The 20,249-nt window shown below is 72.6% G+C and carries 21 protein-coding genes; 7 read left to right on the forward strand and 14 right to left on the reverse strand.

The genetic code is table 11. The features are described 5' to 3' along the window. Positions 1 to 240: 240 nt before the first annotated feature. Positions 241 to 1,176 (reverse strand): polysaccharide deacetylase family protein, encoded by a 936-nt coding sequence (locus FF041_RS28260; protein WP_153525464.1) that lies wholly within the window; start codon positions 1,174 to 1,176, stop codon positions 241 to 243. Positions 1,177 to 1,368: 192 nt separating this feature from the next. Here FF041_RS28260 and FF041_RS28265 point away from each other — a divergent pair, with 192 nt between their 5' ends. Then, positions 1,369 to 2,586: a THUMP-like domain-containing protein gene (locus tag FF041_RS28265; RefSeq protein WP_323392944.1), complete on the forward strand. Its 1,218-nt coding sequence runs from the start codon at positions 1,369 to 1,371 to the stop codon at positions 2,584 to 2,586. Between the two features lie 45 nt (positions 2,587 to 2,631). Here the strand turns inward: FF041_RS28265 and FF041_RS28270 are convergent, their stop codons facing one another. The 3 genes from FF041_RS28270 to FF041_RS28280 form a co-directional block, all read right to left on the reverse strand. Beyond that, entirely contained in the window at positions 2,632 to 3,879 is a 1,248-nt protein-coding gene (locus FF041_RS28270; RefSeq protein ID WP_323392946.1) for an RNA polymerase sigma factor, read from the reverse strand. Between the two features lie 119 nt (positions 3,880 to 3,998). After that, positions 3,999 to 4,355: a YciI family protein gene (locus FF041_RS28275; RefSeq protein WP_153525466.1), complete on the reverse strand. Its 357-nt coding sequence runs from the start codon at positions 4,353 to 4,355 to the stop codon at positions 3,999 to 4,001. 42 nt (positions 4,356 to 4,397) lie between these two features. Next, positions 4,398 to 5,903 carry an MFS transporter gene (locus FF041_RS28280; RefSeq protein ID WP_153525467.1) on the reverse strand — a complete coding sequence of 502 codons (1,506 nt, stop codon included), beginning with the start codon at positions 5,901 to 5,903 and terminating at the stop codon, positions 4,398 to 4,400. 89 nt (positions 5,904 to 5,992) lie between these two features. Between FF041_RS28280 and FF041_RS28285 the strand changes: the two genes are divergently transcribed. The 3 genes from FF041_RS28285 (at position 5,993) to FF041_RS28295 (ending at position 7,876) form a co-directional block, all read left to right on the forward strand. Next, complete coding sequence (locus FF041_RS28285; RefSeq protein ID WP_323392948.1) at positions 5,993 to 6,784, forward strand: TetR/AcrR family transcriptional regulator; 792 nt, start codon at positions 5,993 to 5,995, stop codon at positions 6,782 to 6,784. Between the two features lie 233 nt (positions 6,785 to 7,017). Beyond that, positions 7,018 to 7,578: an RNA polymerase sigma factor gene (locus tag FF041_RS28290; RefSeq protein WP_323392950.1), complete on the forward strand. Its 561-nt coding sequence runs from the start codon at positions 7,018 to 7,020 to the stop codon at positions 7,576 to 7,578. Further along, entirely contained in the window at positions 7,571 to 7,876 is a 306-nt protein-coding gene (locus FF041_RS28295; protein ID WP_153525468.1) for a hypothetical protein, read from the forward strand. The genes FF041_RS28290 and FF041_RS28295 overlap by 8 nt, the downstream gene beginning before the upstream one ends. Before the next feature lie 91 nt (positions 7,877 to 7,967). Here the strand turns inward: FF041_RS28295 and FF041_RS28300 are convergent, their stop codons facing one another. Genes FF041_RS28300 through tsaB form a run of 4 tightly spaced genes read right to left on the reverse strand, consistent with a single transcriptional unit; the run spans position 7,968 to position 10,511 of the window. Further along, the gene (locus FF041_RS28300) at positions 7,968 to 8,252 is read right to left on the reverse strand and encodes a hypothetical protein (RefSeq protein ID WP_153525469.1); all 285 of its coding nucleotides are present in this window, start codon (positions 8,250 to 8,252) and stop codon (positions 7,968 to 7,970) included. Then, on the reverse strand, positions 8,249 to 9,367 hold the full coding sequence (gene tsaD, locus FF041_RS28305) for a tRNA (adenosine(37)-N6)-threonylcarbamoyltransferase complex transferase subunit TsaD (RefSeq protein WP_153525470.1): 1,119 nt from the start codon (positions 9,365 to 9,367) through the stop codon (positions 8,249 to 8,251). The genes FF041_RS28300 and tsaD overlap by 4 nt, the downstream gene beginning before the upstream one ends. Then, complete coding sequence (gene rimI / locus FF041_RS28310) at positions 9,367 to 9,819, reverse strand: ribosomal protein S18-alanine N-acetyltransferase (RefSeq protein WP_153484400.1); 453 nt, start codon at positions 9,817 to 9,819, stop codon at positions 9,367 to 9,369. The genes tsaD and rimI overlap by 1 nt, the downstream gene beginning before the upstream one ends. A 29-nt stretch (positions 9,820 to 9,848) precedes the next feature. Further along, entirely contained in the window at positions 9,849 to 10,511 is a 663-nt protein-coding gene (tsaB, locus tag FF041_RS28315; RefSeq protein ID WP_323392953.1) for a tRNA (adenosine(37)-N6)-threonylcarbamoyltransferase complex dimerization subunit type 1 TsaB, read from the reverse strand. Positions 10,512 to 10,626: 115 nt separating this feature from the next. On the opposite strand from tsaB, the gene FF041_RS28320 reads away from it, so the two are divergent. Beyond that, on the forward strand, positions 10,627 to 11,181 hold the full coding sequence (locus FF041_RS28320; RefSeq protein WP_323392955.1) for a hypothetical protein: 555 nt from the start codon (positions 10,627 to 10,629) through the stop codon (positions 11,179 to 11,181). 214 nt (positions 11,182 to 11,395) lie between these two features. Here the strand turns inward: FF041_RS28320 and FF041_RS28325 are convergent, their stop codons facing one another. From FF041_RS28325 to FF041_RS28345, 5 genes are all read right to left on the reverse strand, one after another. Beyond that, complete coding sequence (locus FF041_RS28325) at positions 11,396 to 11,689, reverse strand: hypothetical protein (RefSeq protein ID WP_153525471.1); 294 nt, start codon at positions 11,687 to 11,689, stop codon at positions 11,396 to 11,398. 275 nt (positions 11,690 to 11,964) lie between these two features. Then, on the reverse strand, positions 11,965 to 12,477 hold the full coding sequence (tsaE, locus tag FF041_RS28330) for a tRNA (adenosine(37)-N6)-threonylcarbamoyltransferase complex ATPase subunit type 1 TsaE (RefSeq protein WP_153525472.1): 513 nt from the start codon (positions 12,475 to 12,477) through the stop codon (positions 11,965 to 11,967). Further along, entirely contained in the window at positions 12,449 to 13,684 is a 1,236-nt protein-coding gene (locus tag FF041_RS28335; RefSeq protein ID WP_323392957.1) for an alpha/beta fold hydrolase, read from the reverse strand. Before FF041_RS28335 ends, tsaE begins: the two co-directional genes overlap by 29 nt. Positions 13,685 to 13,755: 71 nt before the next feature. Then, complete coding sequence (alr, locus tag FF041_RS28340; RefSeq protein WP_153525473.1) at positions 13,756 to 14,898, reverse strand: alanine racemase; 1,143 nt, start codon at positions 14,896 to 14,898, stop codon at positions 13,756 to 13,758. 331 nt (positions 14,899 to 15,229) lie between these two features. After that, positions 15,230 to 16,696, reverse strand: coding sequence for an NAD(P)H-hydrate dehydratase (locus tag FF041_RS28345; RefSeq protein ID WP_153525474.1), 1,467 nt, complete (start codon positions 16,694 to 16,696; stop codon positions 15,230 to 15,232). Positions 16,697 to 16,915: 219 nt separating this feature from the next. Between FF041_RS28345 and FF041_RS28350 the strand changes: the two genes are divergently transcribed. Continuing rightward, on the forward strand, positions 16,916 to 17,485 hold the full coding sequence (locus FF041_RS28350; protein ID WP_153484391.1) for a hypothetical protein: 570 nt from the start codon (positions 16,916 to 16,918) through the stop codon (positions 17,483 to 17,485). Positions 17,486 to 17,529: 44 nt separating this feature from the next. Continuing rightward, positions 17,530 to 19,623, forward strand: coding sequence for a YncE family protein (locus tag FF041_RS28355; RefSeq protein ID WP_323392960.1), 2,094 nt, complete (start codon positions 17,530 to 17,532; stop codon positions 19,621 to 19,623). Between the two features lie 249 nt (positions 19,624 to 19,872). Here FF041_RS28355 and FF041_RS28360 read toward each other — a convergent pair whose 3' ends face one another. Further along, positions 19,873 to 20,241, reverse strand: a complete 369-nt coding sequence (locus FF041_RS28360; RefSeq protein WP_153525476.1) for a holo-ACP synthase — start codon at positions 20,239 to 20,241, stop codon at positions 19,873 to 19,875. Positions 20,242 to 20,249 lie beyond the last annotated feature (8 nt).

The raw sequence follows: 20,249 nt of genomic DNA on the forward strand, positions 1-20,249 counted from the left end.
GGTGCCGGACCTGCCTGTCGCTGTGTTGGCACTCTCCGGTGGGGAGTGCCAGAGGTGAGACTATGACCGCGATTAGCACTCGGTCAAGCGGAGTGCCAATGCCGGGTCTTTGTGGCGCGACCGGGCGGGGGGGTTCCCGGGCGGCGGACGAAGGTGAGACGAGGGCGTTCCCGGGCGGCGGACCGGGGCCGGGCGGGGGGTGCCGGACCTGGGCGAGGGACGCCGGACCTGGGCGAGGGCTCAGACGTAGTCCTCCAGGCGGGCCACCGCGTATCCCTTCTCGGTGACCGTTCTCATCACCTCGCGGATCATGTCGGCCATGCTCCCCTCCCACTCGTCCGTGCCCCGGAAGTGGGTCAGGATGATGTCCCCCGGGTGCAGATCCCGGTCCCACTCGCGCCACTCCATATGGTCCGGGAACGCCTCCGCGGCCCAGAGCGGCACCGCCTTCACCCCGCACTCCTTGGCGGCGCGCAGGGTGTCCTGGTTGTAGTTCCCGTACGGCGGGCGGAAGAGCGGCGGCCGGGTCCCGTACCGCTTGGCGAGCCGGTCCTGCTGGCCGCAGATCTCGTGCTTCTGCTCGGCGTACGAGAGCCCGGGCATATAGCGGTGGTTGAGGGTGTGGTTGTGGAGCGAGACGCCCCGGTCGCGCATCTCACGGAAGTAGCCGTAGTCGTCGCTGATCAGATAGTCGCTGAGGAACGAGCTGTACGGGATCTGGAGCTCGGTCATCATCCGCAGCAGCTCGGGGTCCTTCTCCCGGCCGTCGTCGATCGTCAGAAAGACCACCCGCTGATCCACCGGCACCGTGGTGAAGACCGGCGGCAGCTGGTCGGCGCCCTCCACCTCGAAGCCCTTGCGGGTGGTGATGCGCGGCTTGACGGCCGGGGGCTCGGGCGCGGCCAGCGGGGTGCTGTCGAGTCCCCACTTCCGCGCCGCGGCGGCGCGTGCGACCTGGGCGCGCTTGACCCGTTCCGCACGGTCGGCCGGGGAGCCGGGCGGGCCCGCCTGCTGCCGCTTGGCGCTCCGCCGCTCCGCGCCGGAGTCCGCCCCGGAGTCCGCCCCGCCCTGCGCGCCGGGGCCCGGGACCGTACAGGCGGAGCCGGCGAGCGCGAGCAGCAGAACAGCCGCGAGCGTACGGCGGCACCGCCGGGCACGGAGTCCGTTTCCAGGCATCTTTTCTTTTTGTCCGTTTAGCTGCATGGCGCTGGATCCTGTCAGCCCGGCCCCCCGCGGTCCGGCCGACACCGCCGCCGCGGGCGGACCGTCCCCCTCCTGGCCCACACCGCCCCCGGCACATGGCCCACAGAACCGGCCCCGGCCCCTCCCCCCGACCGCACCCGCGCCCCTCTGGCCGACAATGTCCGGGTGAACGACCTCACCCCCCTTCTCACCGCCGAGGGCCAGGCCCTCCTCGCCGAGCTGCGCGACTTCGACCCCGCGCGGGAACTGGCCATCGCCACCCGGCTGCGCCGCGAGCACCCAGCCGATCTGGTCTCGGCGGCCATCGGCCAGGCCCGGCTGCGGCAGCGCGCGGTGGCGAAGTTCGGCGCGGAGGACGCGTACCGGATGTACTTCACGCCCAACGGCGTGGAGCAGTCGACGCGGAAGTCCGTCGCCGAATACCGCGCCGGACGGCTCGCCGCGCTGGGGGTGCGTACGGTCGCGGATCTGTGCAGCGGGATCGGCGGCGACGCGATCGCGTTCGCCCGCGCGGGCATCCGGGTGCTGGCGGTGGACCGCGATCCGCTGACCGCCGCCGCCGTCCGCGCCAACGCGGCGGCACTCGGTCTGACCTCGCTGATCGAGGTCCGCTGCGCCGATGTCATGGCCACCGATGTCTCGGAGTACGACGCGGTCTTCGTGGACCCGGCCCGCCGGGGCGGCCGGGGCCGGGTCTTCGACCCGGAGGCGTACTCCCCTCCGCTGTCCTGGGCGATCGAGGCGGCCCGTACCCGTCCGTACGCCGCCCTCAAGATCGCGCCCGGTGTTCCGCACGAGCTGATTCCGGACGATTTCCATGCGGAGTGGATCTCGGACGAGGGCGATGTGAAGGAGGCCGTGCTCTGGCGGGGCACACCCGCCACGGGCGCGGCCCCGGACACGGCCCCGGGCACGGCCACGGGCGCCGGGATCGGTGCGACCCTGCTGCCGGGCCCGTACACGCTCACCGGCCGCGGGCTGCCGGACCCTCCGGTCCGTCCGGTCGGCCGCTATCTGTACGAGCCGGACGGCGCGGTCATCCGGGCGCATCTGGTGGCGGAGGCCGCCGAGGAGCTGAACGGCGGTCTGATCGACGAGACGATCGCGTACATCACCTCCGACGAGCCGCACCCGGACCATCCGTTCACCACCGCGTACGAGATCACCGATGAGCTGCCGTTCCATCTGAAGCGGCTCAAGGCGCTGCTCCGGGAGCGCGAGGTAGGGACGCTGACGGTGAAGAAGCGGGGGTCCGCGGTGGAGCCGGAGGAGCTTCGCCGCCGGGTGAAGCCGCAGGGGCCGAACGCGGCGACGGTGTTTCTGACCCGGGTCTCGGGCGCCCCGACGATGCTGATCGGGCGGCCCGTCAGGGCGAAAGGCTGAATCCGGAGGCCCCCGAGCCGGCACGCCCTGGGGTGCGGGGCCCGGTCAGGCCGGTTCCTCCGTCCGCTCCTCCGTCCGCCCCAGCAGCAGTTCGCGCTCCCGTTCGTTGCGCGTCAGCGCCGCCGCGCGGGCGAACTCCGCGCTCGCCTCCGCCGTCCGTCCGAGCCGGGCCAGCAGATCCCCCCGTACGCTCGGCAGCAGGTGGTATCCCGCCAGCGCGGGCTCGTCCCTGAGCGCGTCCACCAGGTCGAGGGCCCGCTGGGGCCCCTCCGCCATGGAGACCGCGACCGCGCGGTTCAGCTCCACCACCGGCGAGGGGGCGGCCTCCGCCAGCCGTGCGTAGAGCGTGGCGATCGTCCGCCAGTCCGTGTCCTGGTAACGGGCCGCCCGGGCGTGGCAGGCGGCGATCGCCGCCTGGAGCGTGTACGGCCCCGGAACGTCTCCCTCCGCCGTGGCGCGGGCGAGGGCCGCGTACCCCCGGCGGATGAACAGCCGGTTCCAGCGGGTGCGGTTCTGGTCCGCGAGCAGCACCGGGGCGCCGTCCGGGCCGGTGCGGGCGGCGATGCGCGACGCCTGGATCTCCAGCAGCGCGACCAGGCCGTGCGCCTCCGGCTCCCCGGGCATCAGCCCCGACAGCACCCGCCCGAGGCGCAGCGCGTCCTCGCAGAGCGCCGGGCGCAGCCAGTCGTCGCCCGCGGTCGCCGAGTACCCCTCGTTGAAGATCAGATAGATGACCTCCAGCACGGAGCCGAGCCGGGCCGCGCGCTCGGGGCCGTACGGCACTTCGAAGGGCACGCCCGCCTTGGCGAGGGAGCGTTTCGCGCGGACGATGCGCTGGGCGATCGCCGCTTCCTCGGCCAGGAAGGCGCGGGCGATCTCCTGGGTGGTGAGCCCGCCGACGAGCCGGAGGGTGAGCGCGATCCGGGACGGCGTCGTCAGCACCGGATGGCATGCGGTGAAGATCAGCCGCAGCAGATCGTCGTCGATGCCGTCCGCTTCCGGCGGCTCCGGCGGCGGTACGTCCTCCAGGGTCCGCCCGACCTCCGCCAGTTTGCGCGCATAGGTCTCCCGGCGGCGTACGAGATCGATCGCGCGGTTTCTGGCGGTGGCCATGAGCCAGGCGCCCGGCTTATCCGGAACACCTGACTCCGGCCACTGCTCCAACGCCGCGACCAGCGCGTCCTGCGCGATCTCCTCGGCGATGCCCACATCCCGCACAATGCGGGCGACACCGCCGATGATCCGCGCGGACTCGATCCTGAACACCGCTTCCACTGCGTTCGCCGTTCCCACCGGCCTACTACAACAGCCGGGCGGACAGCGGGCAAACGCTCCCGGGCGGCTCTCGGAACCAGGTCCCGCCGAACCGGGTCCGACCCGCCCCCGAGCCGGCGCTTGACTCAGCGCTTGGATCAGTGTTCCGCGATCTGGCGGACCTCGGCGGTCACCGTCCAGTGAGCCGGGTGGATCTCCAGAAACCGCCTGGCCCACTCCAGCGCCTCGGCCTTGTCCTTGGCCTGGATGAGGGAGTAGCCGCCGATGACCTCCTTGGACTCGGTGAAGGGCCCGTCCACATAACCGAGCCTGCCGCCGGACCAGGTGACCCGGGTGCCCTCGGAGGTCGGGGTGAGCCCGGCCGTGTCCAGCATCACCCCGGCCTTGGTGATCTCCTCCAGCAGCGCGCCCATGCGCTCCCCGAACTCGGGGCCGGGGTCGTCGGTGGGGGCGTTCTGCTCATCGACGTGGATCATCGTCAGAAAGCGCGGCATGGTGACTCCTCAGGCCGTGGCGGCGGGGCCGTTCCCCGCCTCTCACTCCTGCGTCGAACGGGAGACGGCCGGATCGACATCTCCCCCGGAATTCTTCCGGAAATTCTTCCGGGTTTTTTTCGGAGCGGCCTCCGGGCCGCCCGCCGGAGTGGTCCGGGCCGCCCCGGGGAGCAGCGCGAACGCCAGCAGGGACCCCAGGGTGAGCAGTCCCGCGCAGACCCAGTACGCCGCCTGGTACCCCTGCGCGAGCGCGGCCGTGCCCGGCCCGGCGGCGGAGGCGGTGACCGACCCGGCGACCGTCACCAGGACCGCCAGCCCCAGCGAGCCGCCGATCTGGCGGGAGCTGTTGAGCAGCCCGGAGGCCATGCCCGCCTCGCCGGGGACGACATCGGCGGTGGCCGCCGTGCCGAGCGGCACGAAGCTCATGCCGATGCCGACGCTACAGAGCAGGGACGGCCAGAGGATGGAGTACGCGAAGCTCCCGTCCGGGGTCGCGGTGAAGGCGAACCCGGCCAGACCCACGGCCCCGAGCAGCCCGCCCGCCGTCAGCAGGACGCGGATGCCCACGGCGGCGACCGCCCTGGCGGCGATCAGGGAGCCTGCCACCACGCCGGCACAGAAGGGCAGAAACGCCACGCCGGTCGCCGACGCCCCGTAGCCGAGCACCTGCTGCATATAGAGCGAGCAGAAGTAGAAGGCGGCGAACTGGGCGGAGCTGAGCAGCAGTGAGAAGACGTTCGCGCCCAGCACGGGACGGATGCCGAGCAGTCCGGGTCTCAGCAGCGGCTGCCGGGTGCGGGACTCTACGGCGACGAAGGCGGCGAGCAGCGCGGCGGCCCCGCCGAGCGTCAGCACGGTCGCCGGGGACCCCCAGGACTCGCTCTCCGTCCGTACGACCCCGAGGACCAGGAGCGACATCCCGGCGGTGACCAGCAGGGCTCCGGCGGCGTCCAGGCGCGGCGCCGGGCCCCGGTCCCGGGCGGCGGGCAGCGCGGCGCGGGCGGTCGCGACGAGGGCGAAGAGCACGATGGGCACATTGACCAGCATCACCGCCCGCCAGCCGGCGCCGTCGGTGAGCACTCCGCCCGCGAGCACCCCGAGGGCGCCGCCCGCCGCGCCCGCCATGCCCCACATCCCGAGCGCCCTGGATCGCGCGGGGCCCGCCGCGTAGGTGACGGTGATCAGGGTGAAGGCGACGGGCGCCAGGGCCGCCGCGCCGACTCCCTGTGCCGCGCGGGCGGCGATCAGCGCGCCGGGCGACTGGACGAGACCGCCGGCCAGGCTCGCCAGTCCGAAGAGCGCGAGTCCGGCGGCGAGGAGGCGGCGTCCGCCCACGATGTCGCCGAGCCGCCCGCCGAGCATCAGCAGTCCGCCGAAGGTGAGCGCGTACGCCCCCACCACCCATTGGAGCCCGTCGGGGGTGAAGCCGAGGTCGTCGCGCATATCGGGCAGCGCCACATTGACCACGGACACGTCGAGCGCCACCAGGAACTGCACGGTGAGCGCCGCCGCGAGCACCCAACGCGCGTTCCCCCCTTGGTCCTTCATCGTTTACCCCTTCGCCGGCCAATCCCCTCGGTCCCCGTCGCGGCAGATTACTATACGCGTATAGAAATAGAACACGGGACAATGCACGGGTGGCTGAGGGAGTGAAGAAGAAGCGAAGCGCCGGGCGTCCGCGCAGGCTGGACCCCGAGACGATCGTCGCCACCGCGCGCCGCGTCATCGAGGAGGAGGGCGTGGACGCCGTCTCCATGCGGCGGATCGCCAAGGAGGTCGGCAGCACGCCGATGGCGCTCTACCACTACGTCCGGGACAAGGACGAGCTCCTGCTGCTCACCCTCGCGGGCGTCTCGGCGGCCATTCCGCGCCCCGAACTGCCGGTGGATCCGCGCGCCCGGCTGATCGCGGTCAGCGCGCATATGCACGGGGTGCTCGGGCGGATGCCATGGGTGCTGAAGGTGCTGGCGCTCGGCGATCTCACCGACAAGCAGGCGCTGTGGATGGCCGAGGAGATCCTCGACAGCGCGATGGCGTGCGGACTGAGCCCCGCGCAGGCGGTGCACGCGTACCGGACCATCTGGCACTTCGTCTACGGGGATCTGGTCTTCCGGGCCGCGATGGCCCGCCGCAGGGAGGAGCCGGAGCGCAGACGGTACTTTCCCGCGATGCTCACCGAGGACGACAGGGCCGAGCTGCCGCATCTGACGGCGCTGGCCCCGCGGTGGGACGAGCTCCAGGAGTACGACGTGACGGAGCAGCTGTCGGCGATCGTCGACGGACTGCTGAGCAGGGCGCACGGGGCCGCCGCCCCGGACCGGGCCGAAGGGACTGACGGGGCCGAGGGGCCTGACAGGACTGGCGGGACTGGCGGGACTGGCGGGACTGGCGGGACTGGCGAAATCGATGCTCCGGACCGACGGGCCTGAGCGCCGACAGCCGGGGCATCGCCCGGCATAGCCGAACAAACCACCCCATCCCCCTCCCCGCAAAGATCCCGCTGAATCCTTTCGCGCCCGCCGCGCCTCTCATCACCGTGCCGACGACAGTGTCGGCACACCCGAAACGGAGGCTGTCATGACCATAGGTGTCGTCATCGCCGCGGCTGTGCTCGTCTGCGGCTGCGCCGTCGTTCTCGTGCTGCGCCGGAGGGGGCGCTCCCGTGGCTGACCCGACCTGGCCCGGCGAGCTGCTGATCGACGCGGCCCAGCGGGGGGACACCGAGGCGGCGACCGCTCTGGTGTCCGGTTCGCATCCGCATGTACGGCGGTTCGCGCACTCCCTGTGCGCCTCGCCCGAGGACGCGGAGGACGCCGCCCAGGAAGCGCTGATCATCCTGTACCGGAAGATCGGGATGCTGCGGGCCTCCGGCGCGCTCGCGTCCTGGATGTTCCGGATCGTACGGAACGAGTGTCTGCGGCGGGCCCGGCTGACCACCCGCCATCAGGGCCCGGTCCCGGACGCCGTGGTGCCGTCGGTCGAGGGCGAGGTGCTGGAGCGTCTGGAGGCGAGCCGGGTGGCGGCGGCGATCGTCGCGCTCCCCGCCGACCAGCGGCGCGTACTGATCATGCGGGACATCCAGGGTCACAGCGGGCGCATGGTCGCCGACACGCTCGGCATCGGCACCGCCGCGATGAAGTCACGGCTGCACCGCGCCCGGCTGACGGTCCGCCAGGCGCTGCGGGAGCTGCCGGACGCAACCGAGGGAGGCGGTCATGGCTGACGGCCCGGCTTTCGCGAGCAGCTCGCTCCCCCGCCATCTGGTGCGCGGCGCGGCGGGATTCGGCGCGCTGGCCGGTTCGGTGCTGCTTCTTCCGGTGGCCGGGCCGATCAGTCTGCTGCTGGCGCCGGTGGGGCTGCTGGCCCTGCGCGGGTGTCCGATGTGCTGGACGATCGGGCTGGTGCAGACGGTCTCGATGGGGCGGTTGCGGCGCTCCTGCACAGACGACGGCCGCTGTGAGCTGACCACCGCCGGGGCGGTGGCGTCGAAAGCGGACCCGGCTGACGGCGGACCCAGGTGACGACCGAGGACTGACGGCAGACGGCCGACATGGGTGACGGCAGACGGCAGACGGCAGGCGGCCGAAGCGGATGGCGGAGGACGGCAGCCCGTCAGTCGACGCCCAGCGACTCGAAACGCCAGCGGTGCACCGGCCGGGTGATCAGATCCGCCGCGGGCTCGGGCAGCTCCGGCAGCCCGGCGCCCGCGGCCTCCCCCGCGTCCGCCGCCCGCCACCAGGTGATCACCAGCACCCGGTCCTGTCCGGCCCGGAAGGACTCCCGGCGCAGCGGCTCCCGGGCCAGCTGCTGGGAGCGGGCCCACTCCAGCAGCTCCGTGCCCCGGCCGCGTACCGCCCGGGCCTCCCACATCAGAGCGACGACCGTCCCGTCCGTCATGAGTAGAGGTTGTCCTTGCTGATCTCGTGCACATGATCGTGACTGTGGTCGTGGTCGTGGTGGTGGCCGTGCGCCCCGGGCACATGGGGGTCGGTCACCGGCAGCGAGGAGTCCGCCGACAGGTCGAGATCCGACGCGGGCCGGTTGCGCGCCACCATCTCCGCGCCGAGCGCCGCCACCATCGCGCCGTTGTCCGTGCACAGCCCCGGCCGGGGCACCCGCAGCCGGATGCCCGCCCGTGTACAGCGCTCCTCGGCGAGCGCCCTGAGCCGTGAGTTGGCCGCCACTCCGCCGCCGATCATCAGATGGTCGACGCCCTCGTCCACACAGGCCCGTACCGCCTTCCGGGTCAGCACGTCGACCACCGCTTCCTGGAAGGACGCCGCCACATCCCGTACCGGCACCTCCTCGCCCGCCGCCCGCTTCGCCTCGATCCAGCGGGCGACCGAGGTCTTGAGCCCGGAGAAGGAGAAGTCGTACGCGGGATCGCGCGAGCCGGTCAGTCCGCGCGGGAACGCGATGGCCGTCGGATCGCCCTCCCTCGCCAGCCGGTCGATCACCGGACCGCCGGGGAAGCCCAGATCGAGCACCCGGGCGATCTTGTCGAACGCCTCGCCCGCCGCGTCGTCGATGGTCGCGCCCAGCGGACGTACATCGCTGGTGATGTCCGGTGCGAGCAGCAGGGAGGAGTGGCCGCCGGAGACCAGCAGCGCCATCGTGGGCTCGGGCAGCTTGCCGTGCTCCAGCTGGTCGACGCAGATGTGCGAGGCGAGATGGTTCACCCCGTACAGCGGCTTGCCCAGGGCGTACGCGTACGCCTTCGCCGCCGACACGCCCACCAGCAGCGCACCCGCGAGCCCCGGCCCGGCGGTGACGGCGATGCCGTCGAGGTCGCGGGCCGAGACCCCGGCCTCTTTCAGCGCGCGCTCGATGGTGGGGACCATCGCTTCCAGATGCGCCCGCGAGGCGATCTCGGGGACCACCCCGCCGAAGCGCGCGTGGGCGTCCACGCTGGAGGCGACGGCGTCGGCGAGCAGTGTCGTACCGCGTACGACCCCGACTCCGGTCTCGTCGCAGGAGGTCTCGATACCGAGTACCAGCGGTTCGTCAGCCATCAGTAGACATTCCCTTGCACATGGAGCCGCATGACGAGCGCGTCGATGTTGCCGGGCTGGTAGTAGCCGCGGCGGAATCCGATGGGCTCGAAGCCGAAGCGCTCGTAAAGCTTCTGGGCCCTGATGTTGTCCACGCGCACTTCGAGGAGGACCTCGTCGCACTCGAAGGCGGTGGCGTGCCGCAGCAGATCGGTGAGCAGCCGGGCGCCGAGCCCGGTGCCCTGCTGCTCGCGGGCGACGGCGATGGTCTGGACGTCGCCGAGGCCGCCCGCCGCCGCGAGTCCGGCGTATCCGACGATCTTCCCGTCCGTCTCGGCGACGACATAGCGCCGGGTGGCGCGCGGTCCTCGCGCATGGGCGAGCTCGGACCAGAACATCCCGGCCGACCAGGCGTCCTCGGGGAAGAGGGCGTGTTCCAGTTCGAGCACGGGCCCGAGGTCCCACCAGCGCATCTCACGCAGTACGGGGTCCGGCGCGGCGCTCACTGCGGGGTGACCACCTTGTAGTTCTTCGGCACCTGGGCGTCGGGCCTGCGCAGATAGAGCGGCAGCGGCGGCAGGAAGCCGCTCCCCGAGGGGTCGGCGGCCAGCTTCTCGGCGGCCAGCGACGCCAGGGCCGCGGCCGAGACGTACTCGGGGGCGCGGGCGTCGGTGAAGGTCTCGGGGTAGAGCAGCGCGCCCGCGCCGACGGCCGGCAGCCCCGCGACCCGCTCGGCGATATCGGCGGGCCGGTCGACGGCGGGCTCGCCCACACGCTCGCGCGAGGAGGTGTAACGGGCCCAGTAGACCTCTTTGCGGCGGGCGTCGGTCGCCACCGTGAAGGGTTCGTCGAGACCGGAGGCGTAGGCGAGGCCGTCGAGCGTGCACAGCCCGTACACCGGCACGCCCAGCGCCGAGCCGAAGGTCGCCGCCGTCACCAGGCCGACCCGCAGTCCGGTGTACGGGCCGGGGCCGACGCCGGTCACCACGGCGGTGACCGCGTCGAGCTTCACCCCGGCTTCGGCGAGCACCCGGTCGACGGCGGGCAGCAGCAGTTCGCCGTGGCGGCGGGCGTCCACACTGCTGGTCTCGGCGACGACGGAGACGCCGTCGTGGAGGGCGGCGGTGACGGCGGGCGTGGCGGTATCTACGGCGAGCAAGAGCACGCGAACAGCCTACGGCTCTCGCGCGGGCGGCTGCGGCGTCCCTTCGGAGCGTGCCCCTGCTGCTACGGTCAGCCAAGGACATAAACATTCAAAAGACTACGAAAGGTGGTAGACGGTGGCACGGAGCAGTTCGGGACTGGTGGCCGGACTGGCGGCGACCGCGCTGGCCGTCGTCGGTTTTCTCGCCTATCAGGCGTCCGCGAGCGCACCCGCCGGCACGCTCGGCAAGGCCCGGTCGCCGAGCGCGGCCCCCACGGTGCCGAGCGTGGAGCAGAAGCCGAAGGACCCGCTGGCGCTGCCCGCGCGCACGAGTACCGGCACCCGGGTCGTCTATGCGCTCGGGGAGCGGCGCGTATGGCTGGTGACCGGGAAGAAGAGGGTCAGCCGGACCTTCCAGGTGATGCCGTCGACCGTGCATCCCAAGCCCGGCTCCTACGCGGTGACCTCGCGGTCGGGGCAGGTGTCGGGGTCGGACGGGGCCGCGATCGAGCATGTGGTGCGGTTCGCGTCGGTCGACAAGGTGACGATCGGGTTCAGCGCCGCGGTGAACGGGTCGATGTCCGCTCCGGACCCGGAGAAGCGGACCGGCGGAGTGCGGATGCTCCGGTCGGACGGTGACTCGATGTGGCGGTTCGCGACCATCGGGACCAAGGTGGTCGTGGTTCCGTAGCGGTACGGAGGCGGGGGCGCGGGCTACTCGTACGGGGGCGGACGGCGGGGTCGAATGCCACCCGATCGGGGGTATCGCGACACGGGGTACCGCGTCCCGTCCTGACCCGAGGGCGGTCCCGACCCGTCCGAAGGGCGTCCCGTCCCGCCCCGCCCTGAACTCAGACCCAGACTCTCGGACTCGGACTCCCGGACTCGGACTCCCGGACTCGGACTCAGGCGGCGTCGCGCCCCGCCCTGCCCTCCGTGACGGTGGACGAGCGCTGCGGCAGGTCCGGGCGCGGCGGGGTGGAGACCGCGGTGGCCGCCGCGCAGGACGCCAGCAGATCCCTCATCGAGAACACCGAAGGCGCCGGGCTTGTTGACGCCGCCGGGCCCTCGGGGATTCCCGGGACTCCCTGGATTCCAGAGAGCTGTGCGATGTGCGCGGCCCGGGCGACGGCCGGGGCCGATGGCTTCGGCGGCTCGGCCGGCCGCCGTGACTGGGACTCGCGCTCGGACGCCGGCATGGTTGCCTCCTGGCTCGCGGGGGCAGGCTTTGTTAGGTAGACCTAACTTGTTCTCGCGTACCATGTGACCACGCACGGCACGGCCCGCGCAACATTTTCCCGACAATCTGTCGGAATATCCAGAGGCGCGGGCCCGCGTGTCCGACGGGCGGGAGCGTACGCCCGGATCGCCCGCCCGATCGCCCGTTCCGCCCGCTTTTCTCCGGCTGCCGAGAGCTGTCCGGCTACTGAGATTTCTCCTGAGATTCTCCGGCTACTGAGATCTCTCCGGCCGCTCAGACGACGGCGGTGAGATCCACGTCCGCCCAGCGCGCGCCGAAGCCGGTGAGGGTGACCGTGCGCCGCTCGTCGTCGGTGTCGCCGACGACCCGGTGGATCACCACATGCAGCCGGCCGTCCGAGAGGTCCTCGACCTTGCCGTCACCCCACTCCACGACCACCACCGAATCCGGCAGCGAGACGTCGAGATCGAGATCCTCCATCTCGTCCAGACCGCCGCCGAGCCGGTAGGCGTCCACATGGACCAGGGCGGGGCCGCCCGTCAGCGAGGGGTGGACCCGGGCAATGACGAAGGTGGGCGAAGTGACCGCGCCACGCACTCCGAGGCCCTCTCCGAGGCCCCGGGTCAGGGTGGTCTTGCCCGCGCCCAGCTCACCGGTGAGCATCACCAGATCGCCGGGGCGCAGCAGTTTCGCGAGCCTGCGTCCCAGGTCCCGCATCTCTTCGGCGGAGTCGACGGCGAGCTGAGCGGCGGAGGTCTCAGCGGCCGGGCTGTGCGGTGCTTCCATACGGGCCAACGTTAGCGGCTGCGGGCATCGCCCCGACGCGGGCGAGCAGGTCCGCCAGCCGGTCGGTGACCGCCTCCGGGTGCTCCAGCATCACCAGATGCCCGGCGTCCGGCACGATGACCAGTTCGGCGGCGGGCAGCAGATCGGCGATCGCCTCGCTGTGGGCGCTGGGGGTGACCAGGTCCCGGTCCCCCGCGAGGACCAGCACCGGCATCTCACGGAAGACGGCGAGGGCGGCGGCCTTGTCGTGCTCGTCGAAGGCGGGGTAGAACTCCGCGACCACGTCGATGGGGGTGCTCTCGATCATCCGCTCGGCGAACCGGGCGACGGCGGGGTCCACGTCCTTGGAGGAGAACGAGTACCGCTTGATCAGGCCGGCGAACAGATCGGCGGTGGCATGGCGGCCACGCTCCACCAGCTCGGCCCGGGAGCCGAGGGCCCTGAGCACACCGGGCAGCACCCGGCGCACCGCGTTGACCCCGGCGACCGGCAGACCGTAGTGGACCTCGCCGAGCTTTCCGCTGGAGGTGCCGACGAAGGCGACGCCGACGACCCGGTCCCGTACCAGCTCGGGGAAGTGTTCGGCCAGCGCCATGATCGTCATCCCGCCCATGGAGTGCCCGACCAGCACCAGCGGGCCCTCGGGGGCCGCCGCGTCGATGACGGCCTTCAGATCGCGGCCCAGCTGATCGATGGAGACGGGCGTCCGGTCCGGCCCCAACTGGGCGGCTCCGCGGGCGGAACGGCCGTGGCTGCGCTGATCCCAGTGGACGGTGCGCACCAGCCCGCGCAGGGCGGAGCGCTGGAAGTGCCAGGCGTCCTGGCTGAGGCAGTAGCCATGGCTGAAGACGACGGTGACGGGGGCGGGGGCCTTACGGCCGAAGAGCCTGCGACGGCGCGGAGCGCCCGCTTCCGGGTCGAGGTCGTCGGACTCGTAGTAGAGCCGGGTGCCGTCGTCGGCGAGCGCCTGGCCGGGGGTGCCGCGCAGCGAGCCGTAGGGCCCCGAGGCGTCGAGCGCGAGCCGGGCCTTCTTGCGGACACCGCGGCTGACCGTGAGCCGCTCGATGGCGACGCCGGCGGCGGCGCCCGCGGCGATCACGCCTATCGCGGCCCCGGCGATGCCCGCCCTGCGCCATGTGCCCGGCCCGGCGACGGCCGCGGCACTCGCCGCGATCGCCACGGCGTCACCCGTGCTGGTCTCGCTCACCGTGCCGCTCTCCTCGTCTCGCCTCGTCGCCGGGCCCCCGGGGGCTGTCGTTCAGATCCGAACGGAAGACCTCAGCCGTCCAGATAGACGCGGGGGACCCGCTTGCCGATGCGGGTGACGATCTCGTACGCGATGGTGTCGGCGGCCTGCGCCCAGTCCTCGGCGGTCGGCTCGCCCCGGGTGCCCGGTCCGAAGAGCAGGGCCTCGGCACCCTCGTCGATCTTCTGCCCGCCGAGGTCGACGATGAACTGGTCCATGGCGATCCGGCCCGCGGCGCTGTACCGGCGACCGCCCACCAGGACGGGGCCCCGGCCGGAGGCATGGCGGGGGATGCCGTCCCCGTAGCCGACGGGGATGAGGGCGAGGGTGGTCTCGTCCTCGGTGATGTAGTGGTGGCCATAGCTGACGCCATGGCCCGCGGGGACGCGCTTGACCAGGGCTACGGACGCGGCGAGCGTCATGACGGGCCGCAGCCCGAGCTCCTCGCTGGTGCCCAGCTCGGGGCTGGGCGACACGCCGTACATCGCGACACCGGTCCGCACCAGGTCGAAGTGGGCCTCGGGGAGGGTGAGGGCGGCCGGGGAGTTGGCCAGATGGCGGACCTCGGGGTCGACGCCCTCCTTCTCGGCGTAGGCGACCATCTCGCGGAACGCGGTGAGCTGGTGGGCGATGGAGGGGTGGCCGGGCTCGTCGGCGCAGGCGAAGTGCGACCAGAGGCCGGTGACCTTGACGACGCCCTCGGCCTCGGCGGCGAGCGCGGCGGCGACCAGCTCGGGCCAGTCGGCGGGCTGGCAGCCGTTGCGCCCGAGGCCGGTGTCGGCTTTGAGCTGGATACGGGCGGGCCGCCCGGCCGCGCGGGCGGCGGCGGTGACCTCGGTGAGCGCCCACAGGGCGCTCACGGACATGTCGAGATCGGCTTCGACGCCCTCACGCCAGGGGTCGCCCGGGGTCCACAGCCAGCACATGATCCGTCCCTGGATCCCGGCGGCACGGAGGGCGAGGGCTTCCTGCGGGGTGGCGGTCCCGATCCAGGTCGCTCCGGCCTCCAGGGCCGCCCGCGCGCAGGGCAGCGCGCCATGCCCGTACCCGTCCGACTTCACGACGGCCATGAGGGCTGCACGGGGCGCGCGGGCACGGAGCGAGCGCACATTGGCGCGCAGCGCGGCGAGGTCGATCTCGGCACGGACTCGGATGGGCGGCGGTGTCTGTGTCATCGCGCCCAGTCTCTCAGAGGGGTACGACACCTCCCGGGCGGCAGGTCCCGGTTTCCCCCGGCCCGCCCGTGTGCCCTTGATCACGACCCACCCCGACGCCCCCGGCCCTGGACGACCACCCGCCTGGGCCCGTACCTCCGGCGACCACCGGCCAGGGCCCCGGGCGACCACCGACCGAGACCCCTCACCTCCCGTCCGACCGACTCAAACAGCGGTCCGGCCCGGCCGACCGACTCAAACAGCGGTCCGGCCCAGCCGACCTGAACCGAGTGGGCCCGCAGCCCGCTCAGCCGCCCCGTACATCCCGTACATCCCGTACATCCCGTACGCCCTACCCCTCCCGCACATCTCTCACATCTCTCGCATCCTGCACATCCCGCCACGCCCCCGGCAGGGCCTCCCCCACCTCGTACGACGTGATCGGAACACCCTTCGCCGACGCGTGCCGGGCCGCCAGGCCGTGGAGGTAGGCGGCGACCGAGCCCGCGTCATAGGCGCCCAGCCCCGCGGCGAGCAGGGAGCCCGTCAGGCCCGCGAGGACATCGCCGCTGCCGGCCGTGGCCAGCCAGGGGGTGCCCATCGGGTTCGCCCGGACCGGGAGAGCCCCATCCGGCGCGGCGACGAGTGTGGTCGAGCCCTTGAGCAGCACGGTCGCCCCATAGCGCGAGGCCAGCTCCCGCACCGACGCCAGCCGCGCCGCCTCGACCTCCGCACGGTCCACCCCGAGCAGCGCCGCCGCCTCCCCCGCATGCGGGGTCAGCAGGGTCGGCGCGCTCCGCCGCCGGACGGCCGAGGCGTCCAGCGGGCGCAGCCCGTCCGCGTCCACCAGCACCGGTACGTCGGAGGCGAGGATCTCCGCCACCGCGCCCGTCTCGTCCCCGAGCCCGGGCCCGACGACCCACGCCTGCACCCGGCCGGCCTTCGCGGGCGGCCCCGCGTGGACGAGGGCCTCGGGGAAGCGGGCGATCACGGCCTCGCCCGCGTGGCCGACGTACCGCACCGCCCCCGCGCCCCCGCGCAGCGCGCCCGCGACCGCCAGCACCGCCGCGCCCGGGTAGCGCGCCGACCCGGCGGCGATGCCGACGACCCCGCGCCGGTACTTGTCGCTCTCGCCGACCGGTTCGGGCAGCAGCAGCGCCACGTCCTCGTGCTGGAGCGCCGCGATCTCCGGCACGGAGGGAAGGTGCGGTTCGAGGCCGATGTCCACCAGCCGTACGGTCCCCGCGTACTCCCGCGCCGGGTCGATCAGCAGCCCCGGCTTGTACGCGCCGAAGGCGATCGTCGCGTCCGCGCGCAGCGCCTCGCCGCGCACCTCGCCGCTGTCGGCCTCCACCCCGCTCGGCAGATCGACGGCGACGACGACGGCGTTGGAGCCGCGCGCAGCGCGGGCGACGGGGACGGCGTCGGGCCGCAGCCCGCCGCTGCCGCCGATGCCGGTGATGCCGTCGAGGACCAGATCGGCCGAGGCCAGCACCTCGAAGGGGTCGTCGGCGATCCGTCCGCCCGCGCCGGTGAGGGCGGCGAGCCCGCCGGGGTGGGTGCGGTCCGGGGCGAGGAGTACGGCGCTCACGCCCGCGCCGCGGCGGGCGAGCCGCGCGCCCGCGTAGAGCGCGTCACCGCCGTTGGCCCCGCTGCCGATGAGCAGGACGACCCGGGCCCCGTACACCCGGCCCAGCAGCCCGGCGCAGGCGGCGGCGAGCCCGGCGGCGGCCCGCTGCATCAGCGCGCCCTCCGGGAGCTGCGCCATCAGCTCTTCCTCGGCGGTTCTGACGGTCTCCACACGGTAAGCGGTACGCATGCCCCCGAGTCTGCCCCAGCGCTCACCGCCGCGCCCCCGGGGCGTACCGACGTGCCACGGGTGGCTCAATTCCACGGGTCGGGCGAGAAGTTGACCACAGCCCCCGCCGGACGGCCCGGGACTTCCCGGAGGGTTGACGAACCCTCAAGGTGAACTTAGGTTTGCCTTACCTAAGTGACCCGCTCATTCGCGTGTCGCACTCCGAAAGGTGTACTTTCCATGCGCTCTGCCGCCCGTACCGCTTCCCGCGCCACCGTCGCCGTACTCGGAGCAGCCGCCCTCACCCTGGGCCTCGCCTCCTCCGCGTCCGCGGCCACCGTCAACCGCACCATCAGCGACGGCGGTTCCTACACCCTCTCGGTGACGGCGCCGTCCACGGCCCCGGCGTCCGGCGCCAATGTGAACGTCACCGGCAGCGGCTTCAACCAGGCGCAGGGCATCTATGTGGGCCTGTGCGCGGTGCCCGCGGGCGTCGACGTCAATAACCAGTCCACCTGGAACAGCAAGCCCACCCCGTGTCTGGGCGGCCAGGACGAGACCGGCTCCACCGGCGCCTCGCACTGGATCAACAACGAGTGGCACTGGATGTCCCCGAACAACGCCTCTCCCTACACCTCCGGCGCGGGCGGCACCGGCGGCTTCAATGTGAACATCCACGTCAAGGCGAAGATCAACGCCAGCGTCACCTGCGGCCAGTCCGGCGTCACCTGTGCCATCGTCACCCGCGCCGACCACTTCGACAGCAACGACCGCAAGTACGATGTCTACGTTCCGGTGACCTTCTCCTAATCATGTCTCCGCGCTTCACAAGACCCCTACGAGGACGACGGGTCGTGGCCGCCGCGCTGCTGCTCGTGGCGGGACTGACCGTCACGAGCCCGGCGCGGGCGGCCGATCCCGGCGAGGCCACCGGCCCCACCGGCCAGAAGCTGACCGTCTCCGCGACCAAGGACATCGACCCGGCCGGTCAGCGCATCACGGCGACCGGCTCGGGCTACGACCCCAAGCAGGGTGTCTACCTCGCCGTCTGCGTGATCCAGAAGGCCGGCCAGGCGCCGAGCCCCTGTCTGGGCGGCATCGACTTCTCCGGCGCTTCGGGATCCGCGGTCTGGATCTCCAACAACCCGCCGGACTACGCCAAGGACCTGGTCAAACCCTTCACCGTGAAGGACGGCAAGGGCAGCTTCTCCTTCGATCTGACCGTGAAGATCAAGGACAGCAGCGCCGACTGCACCCAGCAGGCGTGCGCCGTCGTCACCCGCGCCGACCACACCGACGCCGGCGACCGCGACCAGGACGTCATCGTCCCGATCACCTTCGGCAGCGGGACTCCGACCAGCCCGGAGGCACCGCCCGGCACCGTGCGCCACACGGAGGTACGCAAGATCTCGCTGCCCGACGCGGGCCTCCAGGACGCCAAGGTCGATCCGGCGGCCCGGCGTCTCTACGTCAGCAGTGTCAAGGGCACCAAGCCCCAGCTGACGACGTACGACACCGTGACCGGAGCGATGGTCGGCGAACCCGTCGAGCTGCCCGGGGTCGCCGGGACGCTGGCGCTGGACGCCGACTCCAGCACCCTGTTCCTCGGTCTCGACGACCGGGTCGCGGCCTACGACACCACCACCGGGAGACTCCTCGACAACCGGACGCCCACGGCGAAGCTCGGCGTCGGCCTGCTGGCCGCCGACCCGGCCGCCGACCGGCTCTACGTCGCCAACAAGGACCGGGACAGACCCACGGTGACCGTCTACGACACCAAGAAGTGGAAGGCGGTGGGCGAGCCGGCCCCGATCGCCTTCCCCGCGTACGGACTCGCCGTGGACACCAAGAGGCACATCGGGTACGCCGTCCACGTCGGCAGCACCCCTAACCCGGCCGGCCCGAACACGATCAGCAACACCCTCGACGCGATCGACGGCGCCACCGGGAAACTCGCGAGCACGCTCAGCATCGGCGCCACCGCACTGGGCAGCCAGGGCGTGGCCGTCGATTCCGAGACCGGCACCGGTTATGTCGCCAACCTCGCCGCCAACTCGGTCTCCATCGTCGATCTGGAGGCCAACAAGATCGTCGGTTCGGTGTCCGTCGGCGGCAACCCGAAGGCGCTGGCGTACGACTCCGGCACCGGCACGCTCTACGCGGCCCAGACCACGGCCGGCACGGTCGCCGTCGTGGACCCGGCGGAACACAAGGTCGTCCAGGTGCTGGAGACCGGCAGACGGTCGAACGTCCTGACGCTGGACGACACGCACCACACGCTGTTCACCGTATCGGCGGGGACGAGCACGGTCGTCCAGACGCAGCGTCAGGTCTCGCCCAGGATGACCGCGCAGCCGAGGACGGTGTCGGTCGAGGCCGGAAAGAAGGCGGAGTTCACGGCCGCGGCCGAGGCCACGCCGGCCGCGAGCGCGACGTGGGAGGTCAGCACCGACGACGGGAAGGTGTGGCAGCCGATCGGAGGGTCCCTCGGGGCCGAGTTCTCCTTCACGGCCCATGTGGAGCACGACGGGAACCAGTACCGCGCGGTGTTCTCCAACCCCGTCGGCAGCACCCGCTCCGACGCGGTGGAACTGACCGTCACCGCACCGCCCACACCGTCTCCGTCACCCTCACCGGGCGACCCGGACCCGGGCGGCTCCGGGGGAAGCACCGCCGGAGGCGGTACATCCGGAAGCGGTACGACCACGGGCGGTACGACCACGGGTGGCGGGACGGACGGAAGCGCGGGCGGCGGCGGTACGGCGGGAGGGAGTACGGGGGGCGTCTCCGACGGCGGCACGGCCGGGGGCGCGCTCGCCTCCACCGGGTCGACGATGCTGCCGTACGCCATCGGCGCGGCAGTCCTGACCGCTTTGGGCGCGGCGGCCCTGATCCTGCGGCGCAGGATCCGGACGCCGGGTCCCGCCCTTCGGACCCCGCCGGGCTGATCCAGCCGGCCAGAACGGAAGGCCGGGACAGAGACCGGCTCGGCCCCCTCCCGCTTCATCGGCCGGGAGGGGGCCGAGTCATGCCCGTGGCTCCGGGGGGCATCCTCCCGAGGAACTCCCAGGGCCCCCAGGCCACTCCCGAAGCCACCCCCAAGGTCACTCCCGAGGGCACCCTCCCAAGGCCACTCCCTAGGCGACCCCCAAGCTCACCCCCGAAATCACTCCCGAAATGTGTCCCTCCCCCCCTCCCTACCCCTCCGCGATCACGACCGCAGAGGCCACCCCCGCGTCATGGCTCAGGGAGATATGCCAGGAGCGCACCCCCAGAGCCTCCGCCCGGGCGGCGACCGTGCCGTGGACCCGCAGCCTCGGCCGGCCGCTCTCCTCGACGTACACCTCGGCGTCCGTCCAGTGCAGCCCGGCCGGTGCGCCGAGCGCCTTGGCCACCGCCTCCTTGGCGGCGAACCGGGCCGCCAGCGAGGCATAGCCCCGTCGCTCCCCGCTCGGCAGCAGCATCTCCCGCTCCAGAAAGAGCCGGTCCGCCATCTGAGGCGTACGCCTCAGCGACGCGGCGAACCGGTCGATCTCGGCGACGTCGATCCCCACCCCAATGATCATTCGCTCAC

Source organism: Streptomyces jumonjinensis (genome assembly GCF_009600885.1).
Taxonomy (GTDB): Bacteria; Actinomycetota; Actinomycetes; order Streptomycetales; family Streptomycetaceae; genus Streptomyces; species Streptomyces jumonjinensis.